Below are 23,615 nucleotides of genomic sequence, written 5' to 3'. Positions count from 1 at the left end.
CGGCTTTCGCCGTGATGAGTGGACATCAGGAAGCCAGAACCGCCCGCGCCGCCGCCGCATCGGCGTCGATCTGAGCCTTCAATGCTTCCAACCCCTCGAAGCTTTCTTCGCCGCGCAGCCAGGCGATCAGGTCGGTCTCGAGGGTCTGGCCGTAAAGGTCGCCGTCGAAGTCGAACAGCCAGACCTCCAAGAGCGGGGTCTCCAGCGCATACATGGGCCGCACGCCCAGGCTGGCGACGCCGTCAACCAGCCGGCCGTCAGGCAGGCGGCTGCGGGTCGCATAGACGCCGTAGGCCGGACGCATATAGTCGCCCAGGGCGATATTGGCGGTCGGCACGCCGATGGTGCGGCCGCGCTTGTCGCCGTGGATCACCTCGCCCTGGATGGCGAAGGGGCGGCCCAGTATGGCGGCGGCCCGGTCCATGTCCCCGGCCTTCAGGGCCTCGCGCACGGCGCTGGACGACAGTTTCAGCCCGTCGGCGTCGTCCAGGCGTTCGGCCACCGAGACCGTGAAGCCCAGCCGCTCGCCATAGGCCCGCAGCGCCTCGGGCGAGCCGGACCGCCCCTTGCCGAAGGTGAAGTCGAAGCCGACGGCGGCGTGTCGCACGCCCAGACCCTGGGCCAACACCTGTTCGGCGAAGTCGGCGTCGCTCATGCCCGCCATCTCGCCGTCGAACGGCAGCAGATAAAGGATGTCGACCCCCAGGGGCGCCAGAGCCCGCGCCATTTGGTCGGCGGTCATCAGGCGAAAGGGCGCGGCCTCGGGCTGGAACCAGCGGCGCGGATGGGGATCGAAACTGACCACGCCCAGCGGGGCGCCCAGCCGTTCGGCGGCGGCCCTGGCCCCTGCAATGACCGCCTGGTGCCCGCGATGCACGCCGTCGAAGGCGCCGACCGCGACCGCCGCGCCCCTCAGGGCGTCCGGCAGGTCGCGCCAGTCGCGCCAAATACGCGTACTCCGCATCAGCGCTGGGACGGTTTGCGCCGGCGCGGAACGCGAACCACGGCGATCCCGTCCATGATCATCGTCTCGCCGACGAAGCCTTCGCAGCTCAGCTTGACCCGTGCGCTCTCGGACTCGATCTCGATCACGGTGATCCGGATACGGACCACATCGTCGATCCGCACCGGCTGATGGAAGGCCAGGGTCTGGGAGATGTAGATCGACCCCGCCCCCGGCAGGATGGTGCCGACCACGGCCGAGCCGAAGGAGGCGCTGAGCAGGCCGTGGGCGATGCGACCGCGGTAGGCGGTCTTGGAGGCGAAGGCCTCGTCCAGATGCACGGGGTTGAAATCGTCGGACGCCTCGGCGAACAGCCGAATCCGGTCCTCCGTCGCCACGACGATTTTTTCGGCCGCCATGCCGATGTGAAGCTCGTCCAGGATGTAGCCGCCGGACGGATGTTGCTGAACCAATTCGACCATGGATCAGGCTTTAGCGGCGGTGCGACAAAATGGCGAGCCTTACCAGGCCAGTTCGAGCGCGGCGTAGCGCGCATATGTTGTTTCAGCCTTCAGAAGTTCGCCGGCGCGGGCGGGATCGAGGCTTCCGTTCTCGCCCCTGGCCTGGTCGCCGTGGATCCCTTGCGCGATGAACAGGCAGTCCAGGCCTTGCGCATTGGCCCCCATGACGTCGGTCACGACCCCGTCGCCGATGCACAGGACGCGCGACCGGTCCACGGGCCGTCCCAGCAGACGTTCCGCCTCTCTCAAGGCCAGGTCGTAGATGGGGCCGAAAGGCTTTCCGGCCATGACGACCCGGCCGCCCAAAGCCTCATAGAGGTCGGCCAAGGCCCCGCCGCAATAGATCAGCTGATCGCCGCGCTGGACCACCCGATCCGGATTGGCGCAGATCAGCTCCAGATCCCGCGCCGCGCCGACAGCCAGTCGTTCACGATAGTCCTCCGGCGTCTCGACCGTGTCGTCGACCGGCCCGGTGACGGAGATGAAGGCGGCGTCCTCGGCGCTGTCGGTCCGCGCCAGGTTCAGGCCGGCGTACAGGGGAGCGTCGCGTTCGGGCCCGACGATCCAGGCCGGACCGGGGGCGCGCTTGGCCAGTTCGGCGCGGGTCGCGTCGCCCGAGGTGACGAAGGCCTTCCACGCCTCACGCGGCACGCCCAGCCCGTCCAACTGGGCGACGACATCCGAGGCCGGGCGCGGCGAGTTGGAGATCAGCACCACATGGCCGCCCTGGGCGTTGAACCGGGTGAGGGCCTCGCACGGACCCGCCCAGCTCTCTCGTCCATTGTGGATCACCCCCCAGACGTCGCACAGCAGGATGTCGTAGTCGCCAGCGACGGCTTGGAGATGGGGCAGGGCGTGGGGGAGGGTCATGGGCAGGCAAGTAGGGGGTTTAACGCCGTGACGAAAGTCTCCTCCCCATGAAATGGGGAGGGGAACCGCGAAGCGGTGGAGGGCTCTTGACGCCGCTTAAGCGCCTGGGCTGCGAAAAGCACCCCTCCGTCACGGCGCGGAAGGCGCGCCGCGCCACCTCCCCATGTCATGGGGAGGAGACAGATATGGAGCGATCAGCTGAACCGACGCCGCTGCTCAGCGCTGCGCAGGGTGGAGCGCAGGAATTCGGCCGGAGGGTCGGTTTCGGCCAGCACCTGTTCCTTGATGGCGCGGGGCTCGCCGAACAGATGGCCCTGGCCCATGGCGACGTCCAGTTCGAGGATATCGACGACCTGACGTTCCGCCTCGACCTTTTCAGCGATCACCTCGACGCCGTAGCGGCGGGTCAAGGCGGCGAAATCCGCCGCCTGAATGTCGGGCATGGAGCGCAAGGGCGCGCCGCCGTCCAGGTCCAGCAGCTGCTCGATCAGCAGATCGGCCGCCACCTTGATGAACTTCACGTCCGAACGCTGCAGATCGGCGAAGTCCAGGTCCAGGGTCTGGACCTTGTCCAGCGAAAAGCGGAAGCCCAGGTCCGCCAGCTTGGCCATGTTGCGAGCCTCGACCGCGCCGCGCGCGTCGAAGGTCGCCTGGCCCAGTTCGAAGATCAGGGCCTGGTTCAGGTCGCGGTTCTCGTTCAGGAAGTCCAGGAAGCGCGGGAAGAAGGTCTCATCGCCCAAGGAGGTCAGGGCGACGTTGCAGAAGACCCCAACCTTACGGTCCTGGCGCGACAGCCGGCGCACGATCTGGGCGCAGCGGAACAGCAGCAGATTGTCGATCGCCGGCACCAGGCCTTCGCCCTCCGCCAGGGACAGATACTCCGCCGGCATCATCACCCGGTCGCTGGCGTCGCGCAGGCGGGTGAAGCTCTCATAGAAGAGGGTGCGGCGTTGCGGCAGGGAGACGACGGGCTGAAGATACAGATCGACCCGCCCCTGGCTCAGCGCCTCGTGGATGGTCCGCAGCAGAACGTTGGACTGGGCCTGGCGGCGGCCTTCGAAGGTCTCGACGCCCAGACTGGGCGCGCTGGCCAGACGCTGGTCGATGCTGTCGCTCATCTGCTGGACCAGGGTCTCCAGCATCCGAACCTCGCCGGTCAGGGCGTCGGTGTCCGACAGGGCGCCGCTTTCAATGGCCTGGGCCAGTTCGGTCAGGGCGCCCTGCGTCGATTCCATCGCATCGGCCAGCAGCCGATGCGCCTCGCGCACCTGGTCGATTTCCTTCTTCAGAGCGCGGCGCGCCGCCATGCCGGTGACGATGCCGTGGAAGGCGCCCAACAGGCCCAGCGCCCCGATCGCCCCCGCCACGCCTGCGCCGGCGCCCAAACCCGCACGCCACAGGAAGGCCCCCACGGTCATGCCGAGGAACAGATAGGCGAAGTAGAGAAAGCCCGTGGTCAGGTTGCGCATCGGCTGGCGGTGGCCACTCCCGGATGGAATCGCCTGAGTATCAGGCTATCAATGGCGTTCGGCTAGAGCCGGGCTGCAAATAACCCGGCGAAACTCAAGGGAAACGCAATGGAACTGTTCGATCTCACCGGCAAGGTCGCCATCATCACCGGCTCATCGCGCGGCATCGGCAAGGCCATAGCCGAGCGTCTGGCCGAACACGGCGCCCGGGTCGTCATATCCTCGCGCAAGGCCGGACCCTGCGATGAGGCCGCCGCCGAGATCAACGCAAAGTACGGAGCCGGCCGCGCCATCGCGGTTCCGGCCAACATCGCCTCCAAGGAAGACCTGCAACGGCTGGTCGATGAAACCAACGCCGCCTTCGGCCGAATCGACATCCTGGTCTGCAACGCCGCGACCAATCCCTACGCCGGGCCGATGGCCGGGATCGCCGACGAGCAGTTCGAAAAGATCCTTCAGAACAACGTCATCTCCAACCATTGGCTGATCCAGATGGTCGCCCCACAGATGGTGGAGCGCGAGGACGGCGCCATTCTGGTGATCTCCTCGATCGGGGGCTTGCGCGGCAACGCCCTGATCGGCGCCTACAACATCTCCAAGGCGGCCGACATGCAGCTGGTGCGCAATCTCGCCGTGGAGTGGGGGCCGTCCAATGTGCGCGTCAACTGCATCGCGCCGGGCCTGGTCCAGACCGACTTCGCCAAATATCTGTGGGAGAATCCGGAGCTGCTGAAAACCGTCACCGAACCGGCGCCGCTGAAAAGGATCGGCCAGCCCGATGAAATCGCGGGCACAGCGGTCTATCTGTGCAGCCCTGCTTCGGCCTATGTGACCGGACAGACCCTGGTGGTGGACGGCGGATTGACGATTGCCTGGTGAAGACACGCGCGCAGACGGCCCAAGGGGCGGTCGCGCCACAGATTGGAAGCAGGACGTCATCTGGCGCCTGGAGGCCGTTGGCTTTCAAGCCCTGTTCGCCTTCCTGCGCCTTTTGGGGGTCGAGCGGGCCTCGGCCCTGGGGGGCTGGTTGCTGAGGACCCTGGGGCCGCTGACCGGCACGCAGAAGACGGTAATGCGAAATCTGCGCATCGCCTTTCCCGAGATGCCGCCGGATCGTCGCGAGGCCCTGGCGCGCGAACAGTGGGACCGCACGGGCCGCACCTTCGCCGAACTGGCGGTGATGGATCAGCTGACCCCGGCCGGTGGGCGGGTCGAGGTGGTGGGGATGGAGCGGCTGCACGCCCTGCGCGACAGCGGGCGCCCCGCAGTCCTGATCTCGGGCCATCTGGCCAATTTCGAAGTCATGGCGGCGGTCATCATGGCCTCGGGCGTGCCGTGCCAAGTCACCTATCGCGCCGCCAACAATCCCTATGTCGACGCCCAGATCCGCAAGAGCCGAGAGCGTTACGGCATCCGGCTGTTCGCGCCCAAGGGGGACGGGACGCGCGATCTGATGGCCGGGATGAAGCGGGGCGATTCCATCGCCCTGCTGGTCGACCAGAAATACAATCAGGGGCCGGAGGTCGAGTTTTTCGGTCAGCCCGTCAACGCCTCGCCGGGCGCGGCGCGGCTGGCCCTGAAGTTCGGAACCGTGATGCAGCCGCTGTCGGTGGTGCGGCTGCCTGGGGCGCGCTTTCGCGTGACCGCCCATGAGCCGATCACAGTGCGTGAAACCGAAGACAAGGCCGCCGCCGTCCTGGCCGGAATCCAGGCCGCCAACCGCTTCGTCGAAGACCGGGTGCGCGAAGTTCCCGAAGACTGGTTCTGGGTCCACAAACGGTGGCCCGACCGGGTTTACGCCGCGTTGGAAGCGGCCGCCCCGTCGGCGGAGCGGCGGAACGGGCCGCAGTAGTCGTCGGCCTCGCGGCGACGGCGGCAGGGTCCGAAATAGGTGGCGGTCTTCACGAACGGACGGGGTCGGAAGATGACGGCGTTGATCCGGTCCAGAATGGCCTTGGCCGTGATCGGCTTGACCAGAAACTCGGTCACCCCGGCGTCGCGGGCGGCGTAGACGCGGTGCTTCTCGGCATGGCCGCTCATCATGATGATGGGCAGATAGATGTTGGCGCTGTCGGGGCGGTTCCGGACCCGCCGGGTGAACTCGACCCCGTCCATCGGGAACATGTTGTAATCGACCAGAGCCAGGTCGATGGGCTGACGGCGCAAAACCTCGAAGGCTTCCGCCCCGTCGCCGGCCTCATACACCCGGTGGATGTCGGCGGAATGCAGGACGGCCGCTGCGATGGTGCGCATGTGCTGATTGTCATCGACCAGCAGCACATTCAGCGATTGAAGATGCGGCATTCGGCCCCCCGCCTAGCACGAGGGCGCAATATAAGGGATTTCCCTTAGGCAGGCAAGCGGCCGCGAATCAGGCCAGGCGCTCGGGCGGCCGGGCGCCGATCAGAAGCGAGGGGTCCAGGTTGCGGTCGCGCCATTTCAAGCGCCAGCACAGGTGCGGGCCGGTCGCGCGGCCGCTCATGCCGACCCGCCCCATCGGATCGCCGCGACGAACGGTCTGACCGGCCGCGACGTCGATCTGCGACTGGTGCAGATAGGCGCTGATCAGCCCCTGACCATGATCGATCAGGGTCAGACCGCCCTCGAAATGCATGTCGGGCTGGGTGAAGATCACGCGGCCGTCGGCCGGCGCCCGGATGACGGTTCCGATCGGCGCGGCCAGATCGACGCCGTAATGGGGCCGCGCGGGCGTGCCGTTCAAAACGCGCTGGGCGCCCCAGGCGCTGGAGACGCGATAGGTCTCCAGCGGCCAGACGAAGCCGTCGCGGAAGTCGTCCGTATCAGCCCGGCTGGCGAAGGCCTCGGTCTTGACCAGGACCTCCTGGCGAATGCGCTCCAGCAGGGCCGGATCGCTGGGCTCGACCGTGGCCGGCGGCAGGCCGTCGATCCGCGTCGAGGGGAAGTCATAGGGGGCCACGGCGATGCGGCGTCGGGTGGATTGCGCGCCGTCGCGGGCTTCGATGTCCACCTCTGCGGCGGCGTCTCGGTCAAAGCCCACGATGAACAGGCCGTCGGCGGAGGCGGTGCTCAAGGCATCTCCGTCCACGAAGATCAGGGCGCGCGGCGCCGTGCGACCCAGGGCGTAGCCGCCTTGTCGCCAGGCGCCGTTCATCGCCAGGGGCAGGGCGGACGGCGTCTCGCCGCGCGCGGCGGCGCCCAGGCCGCGGGGCGTCGCAACCGCAGCGGCCAGGCCCAGCAGCAGCGGCCGGCGGCCGATCATTCAGGCTGCATCCGGGCGATGAACTCGGCTGGGCCGAAATAGGCTTCCTGCCGGCTGGGGCTCCAGTACCGCAGCACCTCCAGGGGAATGGGCTTCTCCGTCACGGCGCAGCGCACGAAACGGCCGGGCTTCAGCACTGCGAACTCCCCGTCGCCGTAGTGAAGCACCGCCTGGGCTGAAAGGGTCTCGTCCATGGCCGCAGTTAACGACGATCCCGAGCGCCCGCCAAGAGGCGTCGGCTCAGGCGGTGGCCGGATTCGATGCGGCCTTTTCCGCCGCGTGGTCGATCGCCGCCTGTTTGGCCTCGGGCGAGCCGGCGACGGGCGGGCGGGGCCGCCCTCCCATCCGATCCGTCAGCAGGAAGACGAAGGGGTTCAGCGAGATCGACAGCAGGGCCGCCGCCAGGATCAGATCGTGGGTCTCTCGGCTCATGGCCCCCAGATAGACGCCCAGGGCCGCCAGGATGAAGGAGAATTCGCCGATCTGGGCCAGGGAGGCCGCGACGGTCAGGCCGGTCGAGCGATCCAGCTTGAAGCCGTGGGTGATGACCAGGGCCGCCAGCGACTTGCCGACGATGACGATGGCCAGGACGCCCAGAACCGCCAGCGGATCGCGCACCAGGATCATCGGGTCAAACAGCATGCCCACCGAGACGAAGAACAGGACGGCGAAGGCGTCCCGCAGGGGCAGGGACCGTTCGGCCGCATTATGCCCAAGGGGAGAGGCGTTCATGACCAGCCCGGCCAGGAAGGCGCCGAGGGCGAACGAATGGAACAGATAATAGGCCAGCCAGGCGATGCCCAGCGCAATCGCCAGGACGCCCAGGGTGAAGAGTTCGCGCGACCGGGTATGGGCGATCCGCACCAGGAGCCAGGGGATCAGACGCCCGCCGACCACCAGCATGCCGGCGACGAACAGGCCCACCTTCAACAGGGTCCAGCCGATGTTCATGCCCAGGGCGCCCAGGTCGGCCTGGGTTCCGGCCGGGACGAGGATCATCGGCAGCATGACCAGGGCGATGACGATCACCATGTCCTCGACGATCAGCCAGCCGACGGCGATCCGCCCGATTTCGCCCTTGACCTGTTTGCGCTCTTCCAGCGCCCGCAGCAGAACGACGGTGGAGGCGACCGAAAGGGAGAAGCCCATCAGCAGGGCCTCGACGTCGCCGAGGCCCAATAAGGTCCGGCCCAGGGCCCAGCCCAGGGCGGTGGCGGCGGCGATCTGGACCAGGGCGCCGGGCACGGCGACCTTGCGCACCTGCATCAAATCCTTGGGCGAAAAATGCAGACCGACGCCGAACATCAGCAGGATCACGCCGATCTCGGCCAACTGGGGCGCCAGTTCCAGATCGGCGACGAACCCCGCCGTATAGGGACCGACGACGATCCCCGCGACCAGATAGCCGACCAGAGGCGACAGTTTCAGACGATTGGCCAACATGCCGAACACGAAGGCGAGGACGAAGCCTCCGACCAGGGTGAGAATCAGGCTGTCGGCATGCGTCATCGGGGCTCCTGCGAAGGGGAAGGGCGCGCTGTTCGGAGACGTCGCAGTTGGTGGCCGCAGGCCGCTTTTTCAAGATGACGCAGTGTCGCGTTCAGACCTTCCCCGCTTGCGGGGGAAGCAGCAGGTCGAGGCGCGCAGCAATACGCTCGACGACGGGGGAGGTCTTCCTTCAGGCGACACCTCCCCCTCCGAGCCTGGTCCGCTGCGCGGACGCCGGCCCACCTCCCCCGCAGGCGGGGGAGGGTCTTGAAGTCAGCGTCGCGTCTGGTCCCAGTACCGGACCGCATCGGCGTCGCGCGCCGACAGGTCGGGGTAGTCGGGGTCGGAGCCGACGTCGGGGACGCGCCGCCAGGAGCGGGCGCATTTGGGATAGTCGGCCAGGTTCACGGTCACGGCCAGGGCCTCGCCTTCGACCAGTTCCGCGCCAGAGGTGCGGAAAATCTCGGCCGCGTCCAGGCCGTCGAACGGGGCGAAGGTCCCGGCCGGGGCCGTTACGGTGGGCCAGGCGTCCAGCGCTCCGCCGATCCGCTTGTCGCGACGGGCGGCCTCCAGGGATTCGTTGACGACTTCCAGGACGGTGTTGATCTTCGCCCACCGAGCCGCCTCGGCCGCATTCTCCCACTCCGCCGGGGTCTCAGGCATCACCCGCAGGCAGTTGCTCCCCGCCTCCGGGAAGCGCGTGGTCCAGGCCTCTTCCATCGTGAAGGGCGTCAGCGGCGACAGCCAGGCGGTCAGGCGGGCGAACACCTCGTCCATCACTGTGCGACAGGCGCGGCGGCGCAGGGCGTCGGGGCGGTCGCAGTACAGGCTGTCCTTCCTGATGTCGAAATACAGGGCCGACAGGTCGTTGGAGCAGAACTCCAGCACCGGCCGCACCACGTCCTGGAACCGGTATTCGGCATAGGCCTGGCGCACATGGGCGTCCAGCTCCCGCAGGCGGTGCAGGATGAACTTCTCCAGCGGCGGAAACTGGTCGTGGTCGGTCATTCGCTCGGCCGCGTCGAAGTCGGCCAGGGCGCCCAGCAGATAGCGGACCGTGTTCCTCAGCTTGCGATAGGCGTCGACCGTGGTCTGGAGGATCTGTTTGCCGATCCGCTGGTCCTCGGAATAGTCGACCAGGGCCACCCACAGACGCAGGATGTCGGCGCCGCTCTCCTTGATGATGGTCAGGGGATCGGTCGTATTGCCCTTGGACTTGGACATCTTCTCCCCCTTCTCGTCGAGGGTGAAGCCGTGGGTCAGGACCGCCTTGAACGGGGCGCGACCACGGGTGCCGCAACCTTCCAACAGGGACGACTGGAACCAGCCGCGGTGCTGGTCCGACCCTTCCAGATAGAGGTCGGCCGGCCAGTGCGCCGGGCGGTCGCCCGTATAGCCGTGCTCGGGCAGACGCGGGTCCAGGGTGAAGGCGTGGGTCGAGCCGGAATCGAACCAGACGTCCAGAATATCCTCGACCTTTTCGTATCGGGCCGGGTCATGGGCGCCCAGGAAGTCGCTGTCGGGGGCGGTGAACCAGATGTCGGCGCCGTGTTCGGCCACGGCCTTGACGATCCGGGCGTCGACCTCGGGATCATGCAGGGGCTGGCCGGTCTGTTTGTCGACGAACATGGCCAGCGGCGTGCCCCAGGCGCGCTGGCGGCTGACCAGCCAGTCGGGGCGGCCCTCGACCATCGAGCGGATGCGGTTCTTGCCCGCCGCCGGATGGAAGGCGGTGTCGTCGATGGCGTTCAGCGCCGTCTCGCGCAGGGTGTCGCCCGAGGCGAGCGGTTGATCCATGCGGATGAACCACTGGGGCGTATTGCGGAAGATGATCGGCGCCTTGGACCGCCAGGAGTGCGGATAGGAATGCTCCAGCCGCCCGCGCGCGAGGAGATTGCCGGCCTCGATCAGCTTCTCCATCACCGCCCCGTTGGCGGGACCGAACTTGCCGGTCTTCTTGCCCTCGGTCTCCAGAACCTTCAGCCCGGCGAACAGAGGGACGTGGGGGTAATAGGCGCCGTCCGGATCGACCGTGTCCGGCACCTCGTGATGACCGTGGGCCCTCCACACCTCGAAGTCGTCGGCGCCGTGGCCGGGCGCCGTGTGGACGAAGCCCGTACCGGCGTCGTCGGTGACGTGGTCGCCGGCCAGCAGGGGCACGGAGAAGCCGTAACCGCTGTCGAGCGCCGCGAGGGGGTGGGCGCATTCCAGGCCCGACGGATTGATGTCGTAGACACGGGTCCAGGCGGCGATCTTGGCCGCCTTGAACACATGCTCGGCCAGCTTGTCGGCGACGATCAGACGATCGCCCGGCTTGGCCCAGGGCGCGAACTCCAGACCCTCTTCGATGGCCGTGACCTCATACAGACCATAGGCGATCTCAGGGCCGTAGCTGATCGCGCGGTTGGCGGGGATGGTCCAGGGGGTGGTGGTCCAGATCACGACCGAGGGCGTGCCGCTGCGGAAGGACAAGAGGTCGTCGGGATGGTCGTCGGATGCGCCCGTGACCGGGAACTTGACCCAGATCGTCGGCGACACATGGTCGTGGTACTCGATCTCGGCGTCGGCCAGGGCGGTGCGCTCGACCGGCGACCACATGACGGGCTTGGAGCCGCGATACAGCTGGCCCGAGTTCTTGAACTTGTGGAATTCGGCGACGATGGCCGCTTCCGACTTGAAGTCCATGGTGGCGTAGCGGTTGGCGAAGTCGCCGACCGCGCCCAGGCGCAGGAACTGGTCGCGCTGCAGGTCGATGTATTTGCCGGCGTAGTCGCGGCAGGCGGCGCGGAACTCGTCCTTGGACACCTCGTCCTTGCGGCGGCCCTTGGCGCGGAACTGTTCCTCGATCTTCCACTCGATCGGCAGGCCGTGGCAGTCCCAGCCGGGGACGTAGTCGACGTCATAGCCCAGCAGGAAACGGCTGCGGACCACAAAGTCCTTCAACGTCTTGTTCAGCGCATGGCCGATGTGGATGTCGCCGTTGGCGTAGGGCGGGCCGTCGTGCAGGACGAACAGGGGCGCGTTCTGCTTCTGCCGCTCGGCGCGCAGGGCGCCGTACAGGTCGCCCCACTGCTCCAGGATCGCCGGCTCCTTCTGCGGCAGGCCGCCCCGCATGGGGAAGGGCGTTTCGGGCAGGAAGACGGTGTCGCGATAGTCGCGGCCGGAGGGGGTGTCGGTGGTGTCGGTGGCGTCGGCCATGGGTCGTCTCGGCGTCGTGGGGTGAGCGTTCGCTGTCTTCGTTCGCCCTATCGCGCTGCTGAGGGCGGTCGTTCCCGGCGTGCACGGGGCCAAGGGCCCAGAGGCGCTACGCCGGGCGGCTAATCGAAATCAGGCGAATGAGGACGCGGACGGTCATTGTGGAGGCGGTCTAGCAGACGGATGCGGCATTGCGCCATCCCGAACACCGCCGCGTCTCAACGGAAACGAAAGGCTTTTGCCGTCTTGGTTAAGTTTGGATCGTCCGGAAGTCTGTTCGGGCGAGATGAGAATTCGTTCGGGAGTCCCGCCGATGCGGCAGCGGATCAGGAATTGGATGCTGGGTCTGGCGGCCGGCGCGGCCATGCTCGGCGTCGCCGGCGCGGCTGCCGCCCAGAGCTGCGGCCAACCGGCCTGCGAGCCGCCGCCGCCGCCCTGCTGCGAGCCGCCGCCGCCCCCGCCCCCGCCCTCTTGCGGAGACGGCGGTTCCTGCGGCGGGGGCGGGGGCCACTGGTCGTCCAACACCAATGTCAATGTGAACGTCAATGTGAACGCCGGTGCGTCCGCCAACGCCGGCGCCAACGCAAACGCTGGCGCGCGGGCCTATATCAACGCGCGAGCCGGCGGGTTCGCGGGCGGCTATGGCTACGGCGGGGGCGGCGGTGCGGCTTATGTGACCGTGGACCAACCCTATCCGACCACCATTCAGGGCCTGGCCGTCGAGGGGCTGGCCCAGACGGTGCGGACGCCCTTCACCGCCTATCGGAGAATGATGAAGCGCGTGGTGATCCAGGCCGTCTGTATCGACGATCGCCAGGTGCCGCATCCCGCCTCTCAGGTGAAGCCTGACCGCGAGATCGCCGACGGCTATGAGGGCGAAATCTACCGTTGCCTGGCGGGCACCTGGCTCCAGGCGACGATCGCCGACTATGAGGGTGAGATCAAATTCGACCACGGCACGACCCTGACCTGCAACAAGCACGAGGCCCTGTGGTTCGGCGGCGAAGGTCGGCTGGAATGCCGCCCCGAAAAGCCCGAGCGCGACTGCAACGAGCGTTCCCTCCTGCGTCGCTACGGCGCCGGGGTGAAGATCCTGACGATGTATCGCGAGGAAGAATACACCGAATACCGCGAAGAGGTGCAGAGCGCGACGGTCGTCACCGGCGCCATCACCCTGGACGGCGGCGTCGGCGGCCGGGTCTTCTGAACCGGAGCTGACACGCCCCGTTCAGCCTCGGCTCAGGCGCCGCGTGCGAGATATGGGGGCGTCGACGTCTCCGTCGATGATCCTGAAAACTGCCCTGAAAAGGGTTCGGCCCCGGCTCTTTCGAACCGGGGCCGTTTTTCTTACTGGGCCAGCTTGTCCGAGACGACCTCGGCGCGCCAGGCCGTGTCCGGCTTCAGATAATGCTGCGCCAGCCGTTGCAGGTCGGCCGCTGTGACGGCTTCCAGTACCGCGATATTGTTGCGGGTCTGGTCCAGCGAGGCGGGGTCCGACTGGGCCTCGGACAACTGGGTCAGCCAATAGCCGTTGTCGGCCATGCTGCGGCGCAGACGCTCCAGCGCCGGGCGGCGGGCGCGGTTCAGTTCGTCCTCGCCGATCGGATTGTCGCGCAGATCGGCGGCGATGGCGTCCACTGCGGTGAACAGTTTCGGCAGGGACTCCGGCGCCGTCTCGGCCGCCACGACCATATAGCCGTAGCCGGGGAAGACGTCGGAGGTGCTGGAGCCGGCGTTGGGCGAATAGGCCAGACCCTGCTTCTCGCGGATGTCTTCGTTGAGCCGCAGCTGCAGCACGGCCGACAGCAGGGACAGCTGACGCGAGGTGGTGCGGTCGCCGATCTGGTCAGTCGTCGGCCAGGCCACCACGCCCAGAGCCTGTTCAGCCTGGCCGGTGTGGGTCAGCCGGACCGGGGTCGCCGTGGGCGCAGGGAAGCGCCGTTCGGCCGAACCGGCCGGCGGCGTCGGCGCCGCGCCGCGGGCGGGCAGGGCGCCGAAGGTCGAGCCCACGGCCGCGATCACAGCATCCACGTCCACATCGCCGACGACGGTGATCTCGACCGGGCCGGAGGCCAGGGCGGTCTTGATCTGCTCGCGCAGCGGCTCGATCCGCACCGACTGGAACTCTTCGACCGTCGGCGTGGCGGCGCGCTTGTCGCCCCCGGCCAGGATCGCGCCGCCCTTCACCGCAAAGGCGCCGCCGGGCGTGGCCGTCAGTTGCTCCAGAGTTTGGGGATAGGCCGTCTGGGCGCGTTGCAGCGGGGCGGGACGCAGGCCCGGATCGGTCAGGAAGGCGGTCAGCACCTGAAGCTCCAGCGCCAGATCTTCAGGCCGGGTCGAGCCGCTGAAGACATAGCCGTCTTCGCCCTGGCTGACCGAGGTGTTGATCACATGACCCGCCAGGACCCGATCCGCCTCATCCACCGTCAGCTTGCCCAGGCCGCCGGCGTTCAGCACCGTATCGGCCAGGGACAAGGGCGAGAAGCGGTCTGTCGGCAGCCCCAGGGAGCCGATGCCGGTCTTGGCCCTGATCAGAATCTGATCGTCGCGGAAGTCGGTCTTCTTGATGTTCAGCAGCGTGCCGTTGGGGAAGCGCACCAGCACGGCCCCCAGGTCCGACACCTCGGTGCGCGACGACGGGGTCGCCGCCGCGCCGAAGTCGGCGTAGGGCCATTCCAGGGCCGCCTGATCGGCCGGAGCCGCCACAGGAACCTGACGCGACGCCTCCAGGGCGGCCGTGACGGCCGCCTCGCCGCCCTCGACCGGGACCGGGCTGGTGAAGAGCACCAGCGGCCCCTGGCCTTCGAATACCGGGCGGACGGCGGCGTCTACCTGTTCAGGCGTCAGGTCGGCGACAATCCGTTCGAACTGATCCAGGCTCTGCTGGGGCGCGGTGAAGACCGTGTCGCTGTTGACGGCGTTCAGCAGGGCGCCGGCCAGGGCGGGGGTGGAGCGGGTCGCTGCGGTGGCGACGGCGTTCTGAAGCGAGGTGCGGTATTCGGTGATCTCGCGCTGAAGTTCAGGCGCGGTCACCCCGTATTGGGTCAGGCGGCGCGCCTCCTGTTCGACGGTCTCCAGGGCGCGCTTCCACTGGCCCGGGGTGAAGCTGACCGACAGGACGCCGGCGTCCAGGCTGTCGAACAGCGACTGATAGCCGGCGCCGGCGCCCAGGAAGGGCGGATTGTCGGCCCGCGCCATCTCGCCCAGCCGCCGGTTCAGCACGGCTAGGCCCAGGCTGCGGCGAATGTCCTCGGCCCGTTCGTTGAAGGTGTCGGGATCCAGATCCGGCGCCTTGATCCAGTTGATCTGGATCGACGACTGTACGCCCGGCTCCACAATGATGCTGGTCTGGGGCTGGCGCGGCTGCACCTGACCAAGGTCGGGCTCCGCGCCGTCGGCGGCCTTGGGCGTCCAGTCGGCGAAGGCGCCGCGCACCTTGGTCTCCATGGCGTCCAGGTCGAAGTCGCCCACGGCGATGAAGGTCGCCCGCGACGGGCGATAGTAGGCGTCATAGAAGTCCACGAAGCGCTCGCGCGGCGCGGTGCGGATCACCTCCAGGTCGCCGATCGGCAGGCGTTGCGACAGGCGCTGACCCGGCGCCAGGAGGGCCAGCTGGGTCTTCAGCACCCGCATCTGCGGGCTGTTGCGGCTGCGTTCCTCGCCCTCGATCACGCCGCGCTCGGCGTCGATGGACTCCGGCGCCATCAGGGCGTCGCCCATCATCTGCCGCATCACCCGCAGCGACGTATCGACCGTCTCGTCCTGGGTGTTGGGCAGCTCCAGCATATAGGCGGTCTGGTCGAAGCTGGTGAAGGCGTTGGTGTCGGCGCCGAAGGCCAGGCCCAGTCGCTCCAGGATCCGCAGCATCTCATTCTCGGGGATGTCCTTAGTCCCGTTGAAGGCCATATGCTCCATGAAGTGGGCCAGCCCCTGCTGGTCGTCGCGCTCCATCAGGGAGCCCGCGTCGATCCGCAGCCGGAACGAGGCCTGACCGGGCGGGGTGGCGTTGCGCATCAGGGCGTAGCGCATGCCGTTGGGCAAAAGGCCGTACCGCACCGCCGGATCGGCCGGAACATCGCTGGCGGACTGGGCCCAAGGATCGGACGGCGCGACCTGTCCTTCCACCTGAACGGCGGCGGGGGAAGCCGCCAGAGCCAGGGCGGGAACACTGAAGGCCCCCGCAGACAGAGCCAACCCGGAGGCTGCCAGCAGCAGCAGACGACGCGCAGAACGCATGAACTCACTCCCAACGCCGCAACCCCCGACGGAGCGGCTTTTGTCCGCAGTAGGGGAGCGTGGGGGCGAGGGCAAGGCGACCTTTTGCACCGCCCGACGCCCCCTCCGGGGTCGAAGGCGCTTTGCAAGCGGTGAATTTGAAGAGGGAATCCGTTCGCGGACTAGCGCCAGCCTTCGTCGCGGGCGCGCGCCTCAGTGACGGCGTCGGCGGAGGGACCGGCGATCAGGGCATCGACCGCGCTAAGGACGGCGGCGGGGGTGTCGGACGAGGCCGTGCGGACTTCGCCCGTTGGACTCGACAGGGGCGCCAGGGCCTGGACGGTCCAGCCGTCCGACCGGCGACAGGCCAGGCCCGCCAGCCCGTCGTCTCGAGCCTGGAACGTGCGGCACCAGCGGCCCTCGCCGTCCTGGAAGGTCAGACCGACGGCCCGACCGGCGTTGTCCGCCCCCTCTGACGCGAGGCGGCGATCCAAGACCTTGACCAGATCCCTGTCGGCAAGGACGCCGTCCTCGGCGACACGGATGCCGGAGCCGCTGTTCAGGCCCGGCCCGATCAGCACCCCGGCGACGAAGGCCGCCGCAGCCAGCCCGCCCCAGATCGGCGCCTGGCGCGGCGCGAGGGCTTGGGACAACCAGGCTTTCAAACCCGCCAACGGCGCTGCGCGGACGTGGCCGCCATTGGCGATCAGGCGCGACAGATCACGGTCGCGGGGATCGACCTGGACCAGAAAGGCCGCCTGCGTCGCCGCGCGCAACCGTCGCGCCGTCGCCATCCGTTCGGCCAGGGCGGAGTCGGTCCGGGCCGCCGCTTCCAGCCGTGCGACCGCATCGGGCGCCAGTTCGCCGTCGATCCATCGCATCAGGGTTTCGTCGTCGATGGTCATCCCGTCACTCCCTGTTCGGCCAACGTCTGCATCAAGGTCTGACGGCCACGCACCAAGCGGCTGGTCAGGGTGCCGGCGGGCACGCCCAGAACCTGGGCTGCCTCGGCGTAGGACAGGCCCTCGACCAGGACGAGGGCGACCGCATGTTTCTGATCCTCGGGCAGGGCGTGGATGGCGTCGCGCACCAGCCGGGCGTCGGCGCGCAGACCTTCGTCCGCCTGGGCGGCGTCGGGCACACGGGCCGTGGCCTCGTCCTCGGGCGTCAGGACCCGGCCCCAGCGCTGGCGTGCGCGACCGTCGTCTATGGCGATCCGTCTCATGATGGTGAAGGTCCAACTGTCCAGCCGCGTGCCGGTCTTGAAACCGCGCCGCGACGCCAGGGCGCGTTCCACCGTCTGTTGCACCAAATCCTGCGCGTCTGCGTCGTGGGGGCGGAGGATGCGGGCGAATCGGCGCAGGCGCGGCAGAAGCTCCACCAGCCCCGTCTGAAAATCGTCCACGTGTCGTCCTTTTCCATGCGGGATGAAACGAACGAGCCCAGGCGTTTCATCCATGGCATATCGAGAACGGAACGCCGCCCGACGCAAGGACGAAGTGGCGCGGGGCCGGAAGGAGTGGATGATGCGGTGGAAACGGACCTTGGCGTTGATCGGCCTGGCGGCGCTGGGGCTGACGCCGCTGACCACCGCTGCACCGGCCCAGGCCCAGATCGGATCTTTGCCGGTTCCCACAATTCCGGGCGTGGGGCAAAGTCTGCCGGATCGTCTGCCTGACCGTCTGACGGAGCGGCTGCCGGGTCTGGACGAGGTTGATCGCCTGGGACGCCAGGGGATCGATCAAGCCCTGAGGGCGCCGGCGCGTCTGACGCAACTCGTGCGGCGTTCCAACGGGGCGCTGGAGGCCGACCCCCAGGGCTGGCCCGTGGTGCGTGGCGAGATCGTGGCCCTGGACCTGTCGCCCGCCGCCCGCGCTCTGGCGACGAGCGCAGGTTTCACCGTTCTGCGGGAGGAGCGGCTTGAGGCTCTTGAACTGACCAGCCTGGTCCTTTCCCCGCCGCGCGGCCTGTCCCTTGCGCGGGCTGTCGCGCGTTTGAAGAGATTGGACCCACAGGCTGACGTGACCTTCAACCATATCCACGACACGGCCGGCGCCGTGTCATCGGAGGAGGGCGGGCTCGCGAAGCAATCCTCAAGCGCTGGCGGAGACGCCGGCCCTAAGCTGGGTCTGATCGACACCGGCGTCGAGGCGACCCATCCGGCTCTCGTCGGATCGCAGGTCGTGCAGCGGGGTTTCGCCGGGCCGCCGCGCATGGGCGCGCATGGCTTGGCCGTCGCCTCCTTGATGGTCGGGCGCAGCGGCCCGTTCGCTGGCGGCGCGCCGGGCGCCGATCTGCGCGTCGCCGACATCTATGGCGGCCAAGCGGAGGGCGGCTCATCGACCGCCCTGGCCCAGGCCCTGGCCTGGATGATCGAACAGAGGGTCGGGGTGGTGAACGTCAGCCTGGTCGGCCCGCGCAACGCCTTGGTCGAACGCGCGATCCAGCGGGCCCAGGCGCGGGGTCTGACGGTGGTGGCGGCGGTGGGCAATGACGGCCCGGCCGCCCCGCCGCTTTATCCCGCCGCCTATGACGGGGTGATCGGCGTCACGGCCGTGAACGCCCGCGACCAGGTTCTGCCGGAGGCGGCGCGCGGCCCCCAGGTCGCCTTCGCCGCTCCGGGCGCCGACATGGCCGCCGCGGCGCCCGCCGGCCGCTGGACCAGCGTGCGGGGAACCTCCTTCGCCGCCCCCATCGTGGCTGGACTTGTAGCGCGCCAGGGTCAGGCCGCCTTGGCGCGCAGCGCCGCCGACTTGGGGGCGCGCGGCCGCGACGCCGTCTACGGCCAGGGCTTGGTTGGCGTCGGATCTCGCGCGGCGCCGCAGACGATGGGTGCGCGCGGACGGCTGGCTCGATAAAATATCGAAGGGTCGGGATGAAATCTCGACGGCCGGTCGTTGGACACTGCGAGGGCGAGATGCCCGAGACATGCAGGAGATTGACGATGAAGAAGACCCTGATGACCGCGACCGTCGCTTTCGGCCTGGCTCTGGCCGGCGCATCGCAAGCTCAGGTCCTGGGCGGTTCCGGCGGCCTGACCGGTGGTTTGGCCGGCGGCCTGGGCGGCCAGGTCGGAAGCATGACCGGCGGCCAGATCGGTGGCGCCGGCTCTCTGACCGGAGGCGTGTCGGGCGCGATCGACGGTTCGCGCATTCGTGACGGCGTCGCCTCGACCACCAATCAGACCCTGACCCGCGCCGAGCGCCGCGCTCAGCAGGCTCAGGCCCGCGCCGCCGCAACCGCCGAACGCAACCGCGCCAGGGCTGAGAATGCTGCGGTGAACACCCGTGACCGCGTCGCTTCGACCGCCGCCTCCACCCAGGGGCGGGCCCAAGGCGCGCTGAACGGAACCGTCAACGGCGTCGCCAACGCTGCGAGCCCCGCCCAAGGCGAAGGCCAAGCTCAGGGTTCGGCCCTGTTGAACAGCGCCCTGTCCAGCAGCGGCGGCTCCGCCTCGGGCTCGGGGCAAGGCCAGGCCCAGACCCAAACACCCACGCGCCGCGCCTCAGCTGACGCTGACGCCAATGGGTCGGCGTCTGCGAACCGCAACGGCGCCTCGGCCTCGGTCGGCGTTTCGGCTGGCGGCAGCGTTCGTCCGAACTGAGTTGACGACCGATAGATGTTAAGAAGGGCCCCGTCGGTTCAGCCGGCGGGGCCCTTTTGGCGAGAAGCCTGATCTCGGACCTTATGCGCTCAACCGCCCGGTCGGCTGACGTAGAAGGTCGCGCTGTTACCCACGGCGGTGGCGCCGACGACGGCGGCGCGGCCGGCGCCGATCGTCGCACTGGTCGTGGCGGTGACATTGGCGTCATTGGTCTGGCTGTTCGTCACGTGAACCTCGCCGCCGCACTGGGAACAGGCGTACCCCGTCACGCTGTTGCCGACGGCTTCGGCGCCGACATAGGCGTCATAGCCGCTGACGCCCGTATAGGTCGCGGTCGCCTCGACCCCGCCGGTGTTCAGCTGGGTGTTGTCCAGCTCCAGATAGATGTCCTGGTTGCCGGCGACGGTCTCGTTGGCCACTGCGCGGGCGGCGACGGTGGTCTGACCTTGTAGATTGGTCTGGGCCTGGGCGACGGCGCGGATCCGGCCTTGGTTGGTCTGGTCGGTCGTTGCGACCAAGGAGCCGCCGGCGTTCGACAGGACGATCCGGTTGCCCCCGGCGCCGGCCCGGGCGGCCAGGTTCCAGGCGTTGTCGACATAGACGTCGGTACGGGCCTCGATGGTCGAGGGGGCGTTGGCCTGGCGCACCGTCAAATCCTGGTGCGAGGCGCCGTCGGTCGAGGCCTGGACCAGGTTGGCTGCCGCATGGGCGGAAAATTCGGCGGGGGCGGGGATGTATTGAACATCGGCGACGGTCTCGGCCAGGACGGGGGTTTGAGCTGACTGGTCTAGGGCGCCGGTGATCGAGGCGGACGATCCGCTGAGCGCGATATGATTGGCCGCCGCCGTGGTGGCGACGGCGGCGCCGTCTTCGATATGGGCGGTCGGCGCCCGCACGGCGGTGCGGGCCGTGACGGACGGACCCGTCATGGTCTGGCGCGCGGTCAGGTCGGCGGCCGCCTGATCGACGCCTCCGACCAGAAGATTGCCCGCAACGTCATTGGTCACCTGAAGCTGGCCCACGGCGACGTCCAGGTTCACCGCGCCGGTGACCTCGCCGGTCATCGTCTGGGTGCTGGTGCAGGTGGAGCCGGTCTGGGCGTCGCAGACCGGCGCTTGCTGGGCCCTCGTCTCAGTAGCGAGAGCGGCGAACGTCGCCGTCGCGGCGATCATGCCAGCGAGACGGATCGGCGCGAGTCTGGCCATTGTTCGTCTCCGTAGTGGGATAGGCCGGGTAATAGCCGCCGGTGGGACCGACGGTGGAATCGCCGAGCGGGTCGTTGGCGGCGTTGAGGCAGATTTCGGGGCCGGGGGCGCCGTAAAGATTGGCCATGAACTCGACCGTGGCCCGTTCGACCAGGGCGCGGACGGCCAGTTGCACCGGCTCCATCCCGCCGGACCCGGCCGAGATGTCGAAGACATTGCCGTTCAGGAAGTCGAACACGCCCGCCGAGATCTCGCGGCCGATGATTTGCTTTTGATAGGAGACCACGTCCACGACCTCCAGGGTCGTGGTCTGAACCAGCCGCAGATCCATGGCGATGTTCATCACATAGGTGCGGTGGGTGGCGATGCCGGAACCGGGCCGGTCGCTGTCCACCTCGCCCACGGCGGCGTCGAATCCGCCCGAGCGGATGTTGTAGTTTACCTCGGTGATGCCGCCGACGATGTAGAAGTCCGAACCCGGCACCTGGCCGGCCAGGATGCGGCGGTACTGGGTGTCTTCCGGCCCCTGGGCTTCGGGCGTGGCGTCGCCGATCAGCTTGTTGTTGGCGTAGCGCAGCTCAAGCTCCGACACCGAGGTGTCGTAACGTTCGACGATCCGCGCGCCGGCCTTGGCGAGGGCCGAGTTGGCCATCAGCGAGGCGCCGCCGGTGATCTGGCGCCCGCCGTCGGAGGAGACGGTGCCCGTATAGTCGCTGATCCGCCCCACGGCCATGCGCGGCGAGGGCAGATTATAGCGGCGGGCGTAGTCGGCCAGGCAGTAGAGGGCGGTCGAATAGGGGGTTGGGTTGGCGGTGACCGGCGCATTGCCGATCGGCGTCGCATACTGGCCCGACGGCCCTGCGACCGGACTGACGCAGCCGGCCAGCAGCAGGGCGGCCGCAATCGACGCAGCGCCGGTGCGAATGAAGACAGGTCGGCTCATGGCAGGGTGAGGCTTCCGTTCAGAGCCGTGCCGGCGGTGACGTCGCCGTTGTTGGTCTGTTTCGAATTGACGATGACGGTGTTGTGGCTGCCCTGAACCACCACGTTCAGTTGATTGCCGACGGCGGTCGAGCCGCCGATGGCCGCGCCCCCGCTGCTCGATGCGCCGGCGCCGGCATAGGCCGAGGCTACGCCGCCGGATTGGCTGGAATAGGAGGAGGCGCCGGACTGGATCAGACCGTTGACGATGATGCGGTTGCCGTTGGCGTCGCGTGTCGAGCCGGTCGCTGCAGCCTGGGTGGCGCTTCGCGCCGCCCCATAGCCTTGTTGAAAGCGCGCCACGCCGGCTGAGCCCGTGGTCTGGGCGGCCGCCAGCGTCGGGACCGCCAGGACGACCGCAAGCGCCATCGTCAGGGGGGCGATCGGCCTCTGGACCGGCATGGGGACTCCTTGCGCGTCGACGAACCAAGGGATCGAACCGCGATCCACCCGCTAAACTGGGTTAAGGTTATTAAGAAGCGCTTGAGATCGGCGAAATCGTCACCCATTGAAAACCATGTCCGAACCTGACGATCGATTCGACGGCCCCCCGCATTCAGATCCGCCCAAATCAGAGGCTGTATTCAACGCGCCTCTGTCGGTGGTCGTGGTCGCCCTGTCCATGCCGGTGCTGTTCTTCTTTCAGCGCCAATTGCCCGACATGGGCGCCAGCATGGCCTTTGCGCCGATCGACCTGCAGAACGGCCGTTGGGGCGGGCTGTTCACCGCCATGCTGCTGCACGGTGGATGGGCCCACGCCCTGATGAATGCGGTCGGCGCCCTGGCCTTCGGCGCGCCGGTCGCGCGGCTTTTCGGCGAACGCTTCGGATCGAGCGTCTTTCTGCTCTTCTATATAGGGTGCGGCGTCATCGCGGCCCTGGGCTACGGGCTGGTGCATTGGGGATCTTCCGATCCGATGGTGGGAGCGTCGGGCGCCGTCTTTGGGCTGATCGGCGGGGCGACCCGACTGATGGGAGCGCCACAGGGCTGGAGGGGCGGCAGAGTCCTCAGCCTGTTGGACCGACGTGTGATCGCGGCTTCCATCGCCTGGATGGCGGTCAACGCCGTGACCGGCCTGATCGGCTATGCCCCCGGCGCCGACGGCGCGCGAATCGCCTGGGAGGCCCATGCCTTCGGCTTCTTCGCCGGCCTTTTGGCGATCGGACCCCTGGGACGCGCTTTCGGAACGACGTCGCACGCGGGACGCTCAGGCGGCGCCGATTCGGCCATTTGATTCCCCGGCGTCCCTGAGCGATCATCGGTCCGAGCGGCCCTGTCGCCATCCCGGCCCTGCGGTCGTCTCCTAACAGAGAGAAGGAGCCGCGATGTTCGTCGCCGAGATCCTCAAGACCAAGGGAAACGCCGTCTATTCCATTACCGCAGATGTGACGGTGGCCCGGGCGTGTCAGGCGCTGGACGCCAAACGCGTAGGCGCTCTGGTGGTCCAGAACGGAGACGCCGTCGTGGGCGTCTTTTCGGAACGGGATGTGGTCAAGGCCGTGGCGGCCGACGGCCCAAACGCCCTCGCCCGACCCGTTCAGGACTATATGACCGCCAAGGTCATCTTCACCCAGCCGCGCGAAAGTTTGTCGGTCGTCATGAGCCGGATGACGGACCGACGGATTCGCCATCTGCCGGTCTTGGACGGAGAGACCCTGGTCGGCGTCGTCTCGATCGGCGACCTCGTCAAACGCCAGATCGAAGAACACGCCCGCGAGGCCGAAAGCCTCAAGACCTATATAGCGGCGGGCTGAGCGGCGGGGCTGCGGCTCGACCGACCGAGAGTCGGTGAGAATCTTTCCTCCGCCTTCAGAATCTGGTTGCGGGTTAGGAGGGTGGCCCGTATAGGGCTGCCTCGCTCGGAGACGGGCCGGCCTTTGAGG

The 23,615-nt window shown here is 68.2% G+C and carries 22 protein-coding genes; 7 read left to right on the top strand and 15 right to left on the bottom strand.

The features are described 5' to 3' along the window. Positions 1–25 precede the first annotated feature (25 nt). The 4 genes from AC1RKE_RS15015 to tipF form a co-directional block, all read right to left on the bottom strand. Positions 26–964, bottom strand: coding sequence for a bifunctional riboflavin kinase/FAD synthetase (locus AC1RKE_RS15015; protein ID WP_348682862.1), 939 nt, complete (start codon positions 962–964; stop codon positions 26–28). Next, positions 964–1,425 (bottom strand): MaoC family dehydratase, encoded by a 462-nt coding sequence (locus tag AC1RKE_RS15010; RefSeq protein WP_054764991.1) that lies wholly within the window; start codon positions 1,423–1,425, stop codon positions 964–966. The genes AC1RKE_RS15015 and AC1RKE_RS15010 overlap by 1 nt, the downstream gene beginning before the upstream one ends. Positions 1,426–1,464: 39 nt before the next feature. Then, a complete protein-coding gene (locus AC1RKE_RS15005) occupies positions 1,465–2,334 on the bottom strand; it encodes a TIGR01459 family HAD-type hydrolase (protein WP_348682864.1) in 870 nt (289 codons plus the stop codon). 194 nt (positions 2,335–2,528) lie between these two features. Then, entirely contained in the window at positions 2,529–3,803 is a 1,275-nt protein-coding gene (tipF, locus tag AC1RKE_RS15000; RefSeq protein ID WP_152949701.1) for a flagella assembly cyclic-di-GMP phosphodiesterase TipF, read from the bottom strand. 108 nt (positions 3,804–3,911) lie between these two features. Here tipF and AC1RKE_RS14995 point away from each other — a divergent pair, with 108 nt between their 5' ends. Beyond that, the gene (locus AC1RKE_RS14995; RefSeq protein ID WP_054764994.1) at positions 3,912–4,682 is read left to right on the top strand and encodes an SDR family NAD(P)-dependent oxidoreductase; all 771 of its coding nucleotides are present in this window, start codon (positions 3,912–3,914) and stop codon (positions 4,680–4,682) included. After that, complete coding sequence (locus tag AC1RKE_RS14990; protein ID WP_054764995.1) at positions 4,672–5,655, top strand: lysophospholipid acyltransferase family protein; 984 nt, start codon at positions 4,672–4,674, stop codon at positions 5,653–5,655. The genes AC1RKE_RS14995 and AC1RKE_RS14990 overlap by 11 nt, the downstream gene beginning before the upstream one ends. Here AC1RKE_RS14990 and AC1RKE_RS14985 read toward each other — a convergent pair. From AC1RKE_RS14985 to ileS, 5 genes are all read right to left on the bottom strand, one after another. Next, positions 5,598–6,107, bottom strand: a complete 510-nt coding sequence (locus AC1RKE_RS14985; RefSeq protein WP_054764996.1) for a response regulator — start codon at positions 6,105–6,107, stop codon at positions 5,598–5,600. The genes AC1RKE_RS14990 and AC1RKE_RS14985 overlap by 58 nt on opposite strands. Before the next feature lie 67 nt (positions 6,108–6,174). Beyond that, complete coding sequence (locus AC1RKE_RS14980; protein ID WP_348682866.1) at positions 6,175–7,044, bottom strand: M23 family metallopeptidase; 870 nt, start codon at positions 7,042–7,044, stop codon at positions 6,175–6,177. Then, a complete protein-coding gene (locus AC1RKE_RS14975; RefSeq protein ID WP_054764998.1) occupies positions 7,041–7,238 on the bottom strand; it encodes a DUF2093 domain-containing protein in 198 nt (65 codons plus the stop codon). Before AC1RKE_RS14975 ends, AC1RKE_RS14980 begins: the two co-directional genes overlap by 4 nt. Before the next feature lie 46 nt (positions 7,239–7,284). Further along, the gene (locus AC1RKE_RS14970; protein ID WP_152949705.1) at positions 7,285–8,553 is read right to left on the bottom strand and encodes a cation:proton antiporter domain-containing protein; all 1,269 of its coding nucleotides are present in this window, start codon (positions 8,551–8,553) and stop codon (positions 7,285–7,287) included. A 252-nt stretch (positions 8,554–8,805) separates the two neighbouring features. After that, positions 8,806–11,730 carry an isoleucine--tRNA ligase gene (gene ileS, locus AC1RKE_RS14965; RefSeq protein WP_348682869.1) on the bottom strand — a complete coding sequence of 975 codons (2,925 nt, stop codon included), beginning with the start codon at positions 11,728–11,730 and terminating at the stop codon, positions 8,806–8,808. A 310-nt stretch (positions 11,731–12,040) separates the two neighbouring features. On the opposite strand from ileS, the gene AC1RKE_RS14960 reads away from it, so the two are divergent. Next, positions 12,041–12,934 carry a hypothetical protein gene (locus AC1RKE_RS14960; RefSeq protein ID WP_183216969.1) on the top strand — a complete coding sequence of 298 codons (894 nt, stop codon included), beginning with the start codon at positions 12,041–12,043 and terminating at the stop codon, positions 12,932–12,934. A 140-nt stretch (positions 12,935–13,074) separates the two neighbouring features. On the opposite strand, the gene AC1RKE_RS14955 is transcribed toward AC1RKE_RS14960, so the two are convergent. From AC1RKE_RS14955 to AC1RKE_RS14945, 3 genes are all read right to left on the bottom strand, one after another. Continuing rightward, positions 13,075–15,963 (bottom strand): M16 family metallopeptidase, encoded by a 2,889-nt coding sequence (locus tag AC1RKE_RS14955; RefSeq protein WP_348684250.1) that lies wholly within the window; start codon positions 15,961–15,963, stop codon positions 13,075–13,077. Positions 15,964–16,124: 161 nt separating this feature from the next. Further along, on the bottom strand, positions 16,125–16,847 hold the full coding sequence (locus tag AC1RKE_RS14950; protein WP_054765002.1) for an anti-sigma factor family protein: 723 nt from the start codon (positions 16,845–16,847) through the stop codon (positions 16,125–16,127). Beyond that, complete coding sequence (locus AC1RKE_RS14945) at positions 16,844–17,347, bottom strand: RNA polymerase sigma factor (RefSeq protein WP_224764463.1); 504 nt, start codon at positions 17,345–17,347, stop codon at positions 16,844–16,846. Before AC1RKE_RS14945 ends, AC1RKE_RS14950 begins: the two co-directional genes overlap by 4 nt. 52 nt (positions 17,348–17,399) lie before the next feature. Between AC1RKE_RS14945 and AC1RKE_RS14940 the strand changes: the two genes are divergently transcribed. Next, entirely contained in the window at positions 17,400–18,800 is a 1,401-nt protein-coding gene (locus AC1RKE_RS14940; RefSeq protein WP_224764464.1) for a S8 family serine peptidase, read from the top strand. Positions 18,801–18,886: 86 nt separating this feature from the next. Further along, complete coding sequence (locus AC1RKE_RS14935) at positions 18,887–19,546, top strand: hypothetical protein (RefSeq protein WP_182715112.1); 660 nt, start codon at positions 18,887–18,889, stop codon at positions 19,544–19,546. Positions 19,547–19,635: 89 nt separating this feature from the next. Here the strand turns inward: AC1RKE_RS14935 and hfaD are convergent, their stop codons facing one another. The 3 genes from hfaD to hfaA are packed head-to-tail and all read right to left on the bottom strand — an operon-like array spanning position 19,636 to position 22,134. Beyond that, positions 19,636–20,751 carry a holdfast anchor protein HfaD gene (gene hfaD / locus AC1RKE_RS14930; protein ID WP_321208175.1) on the bottom strand — a complete coding sequence of 372 codons (1,116 nt, stop codon included), beginning with the start codon at positions 20,749–20,751 and terminating at the stop codon, positions 19,636–19,638. Further along, entirely contained in the window at positions 20,678–21,694 is a 1,017-nt protein-coding gene (hfaB, locus tag AC1RKE_RS14925; RefSeq protein WP_182715113.1) for a holdfast anchoring protein HfaB, read from the bottom strand. Before hfaB ends, hfaD begins: the two co-directional genes overlap by 74 nt. After that, the gene (hfaA, locus tag AC1RKE_RS14920) at positions 21,691–22,134 is read right to left on the bottom strand and encodes a holdfast anchoring protein HfaA (RefSeq protein ID WP_152949709.1); all 444 of its coding nucleotides are present in this window, start codon (positions 22,132–22,134) and stop codon (positions 21,691–21,693) included. The genes hfaB and hfaA overlap by 4 nt, the downstream gene beginning before the upstream one ends. Before the next feature lie 115 nt (positions 22,135–22,249). Between hfaA and AC1RKE_RS14915 the strand changes: the two genes are divergently transcribed. Both AC1RKE_RS14915 and AC1RKE_RS14910 read left to right on the top strand, forming a co-directional pair. Further along, entirely contained in the window at positions 22,250–22,966 is a 717-nt protein-coding gene (locus AC1RKE_RS14915; protein WP_182715114.1) for a rhomboid family intramembrane serine protease, read from the top strand. A 91-nt stretch (positions 22,967–23,057) separates the two neighbouring features. Next, positions 23,058–23,486 (top strand): CBS domain-containing protein, encoded by a 429-nt coding sequence (locus tag AC1RKE_RS14910; protein ID WP_183216983.1) that lies wholly within the window; start codon positions 23,058–23,060, stop codon positions 23,484–23,486. Positions 23,487–23,615 lie beyond the last annotated feature (129 nt).

The organism is Brevundimonas sp. GW822-FHT03E11, from assembly GCF_058801445.1.
This window is presented reverse-complemented; position numbering and strand designations above follow the sequence as displayed.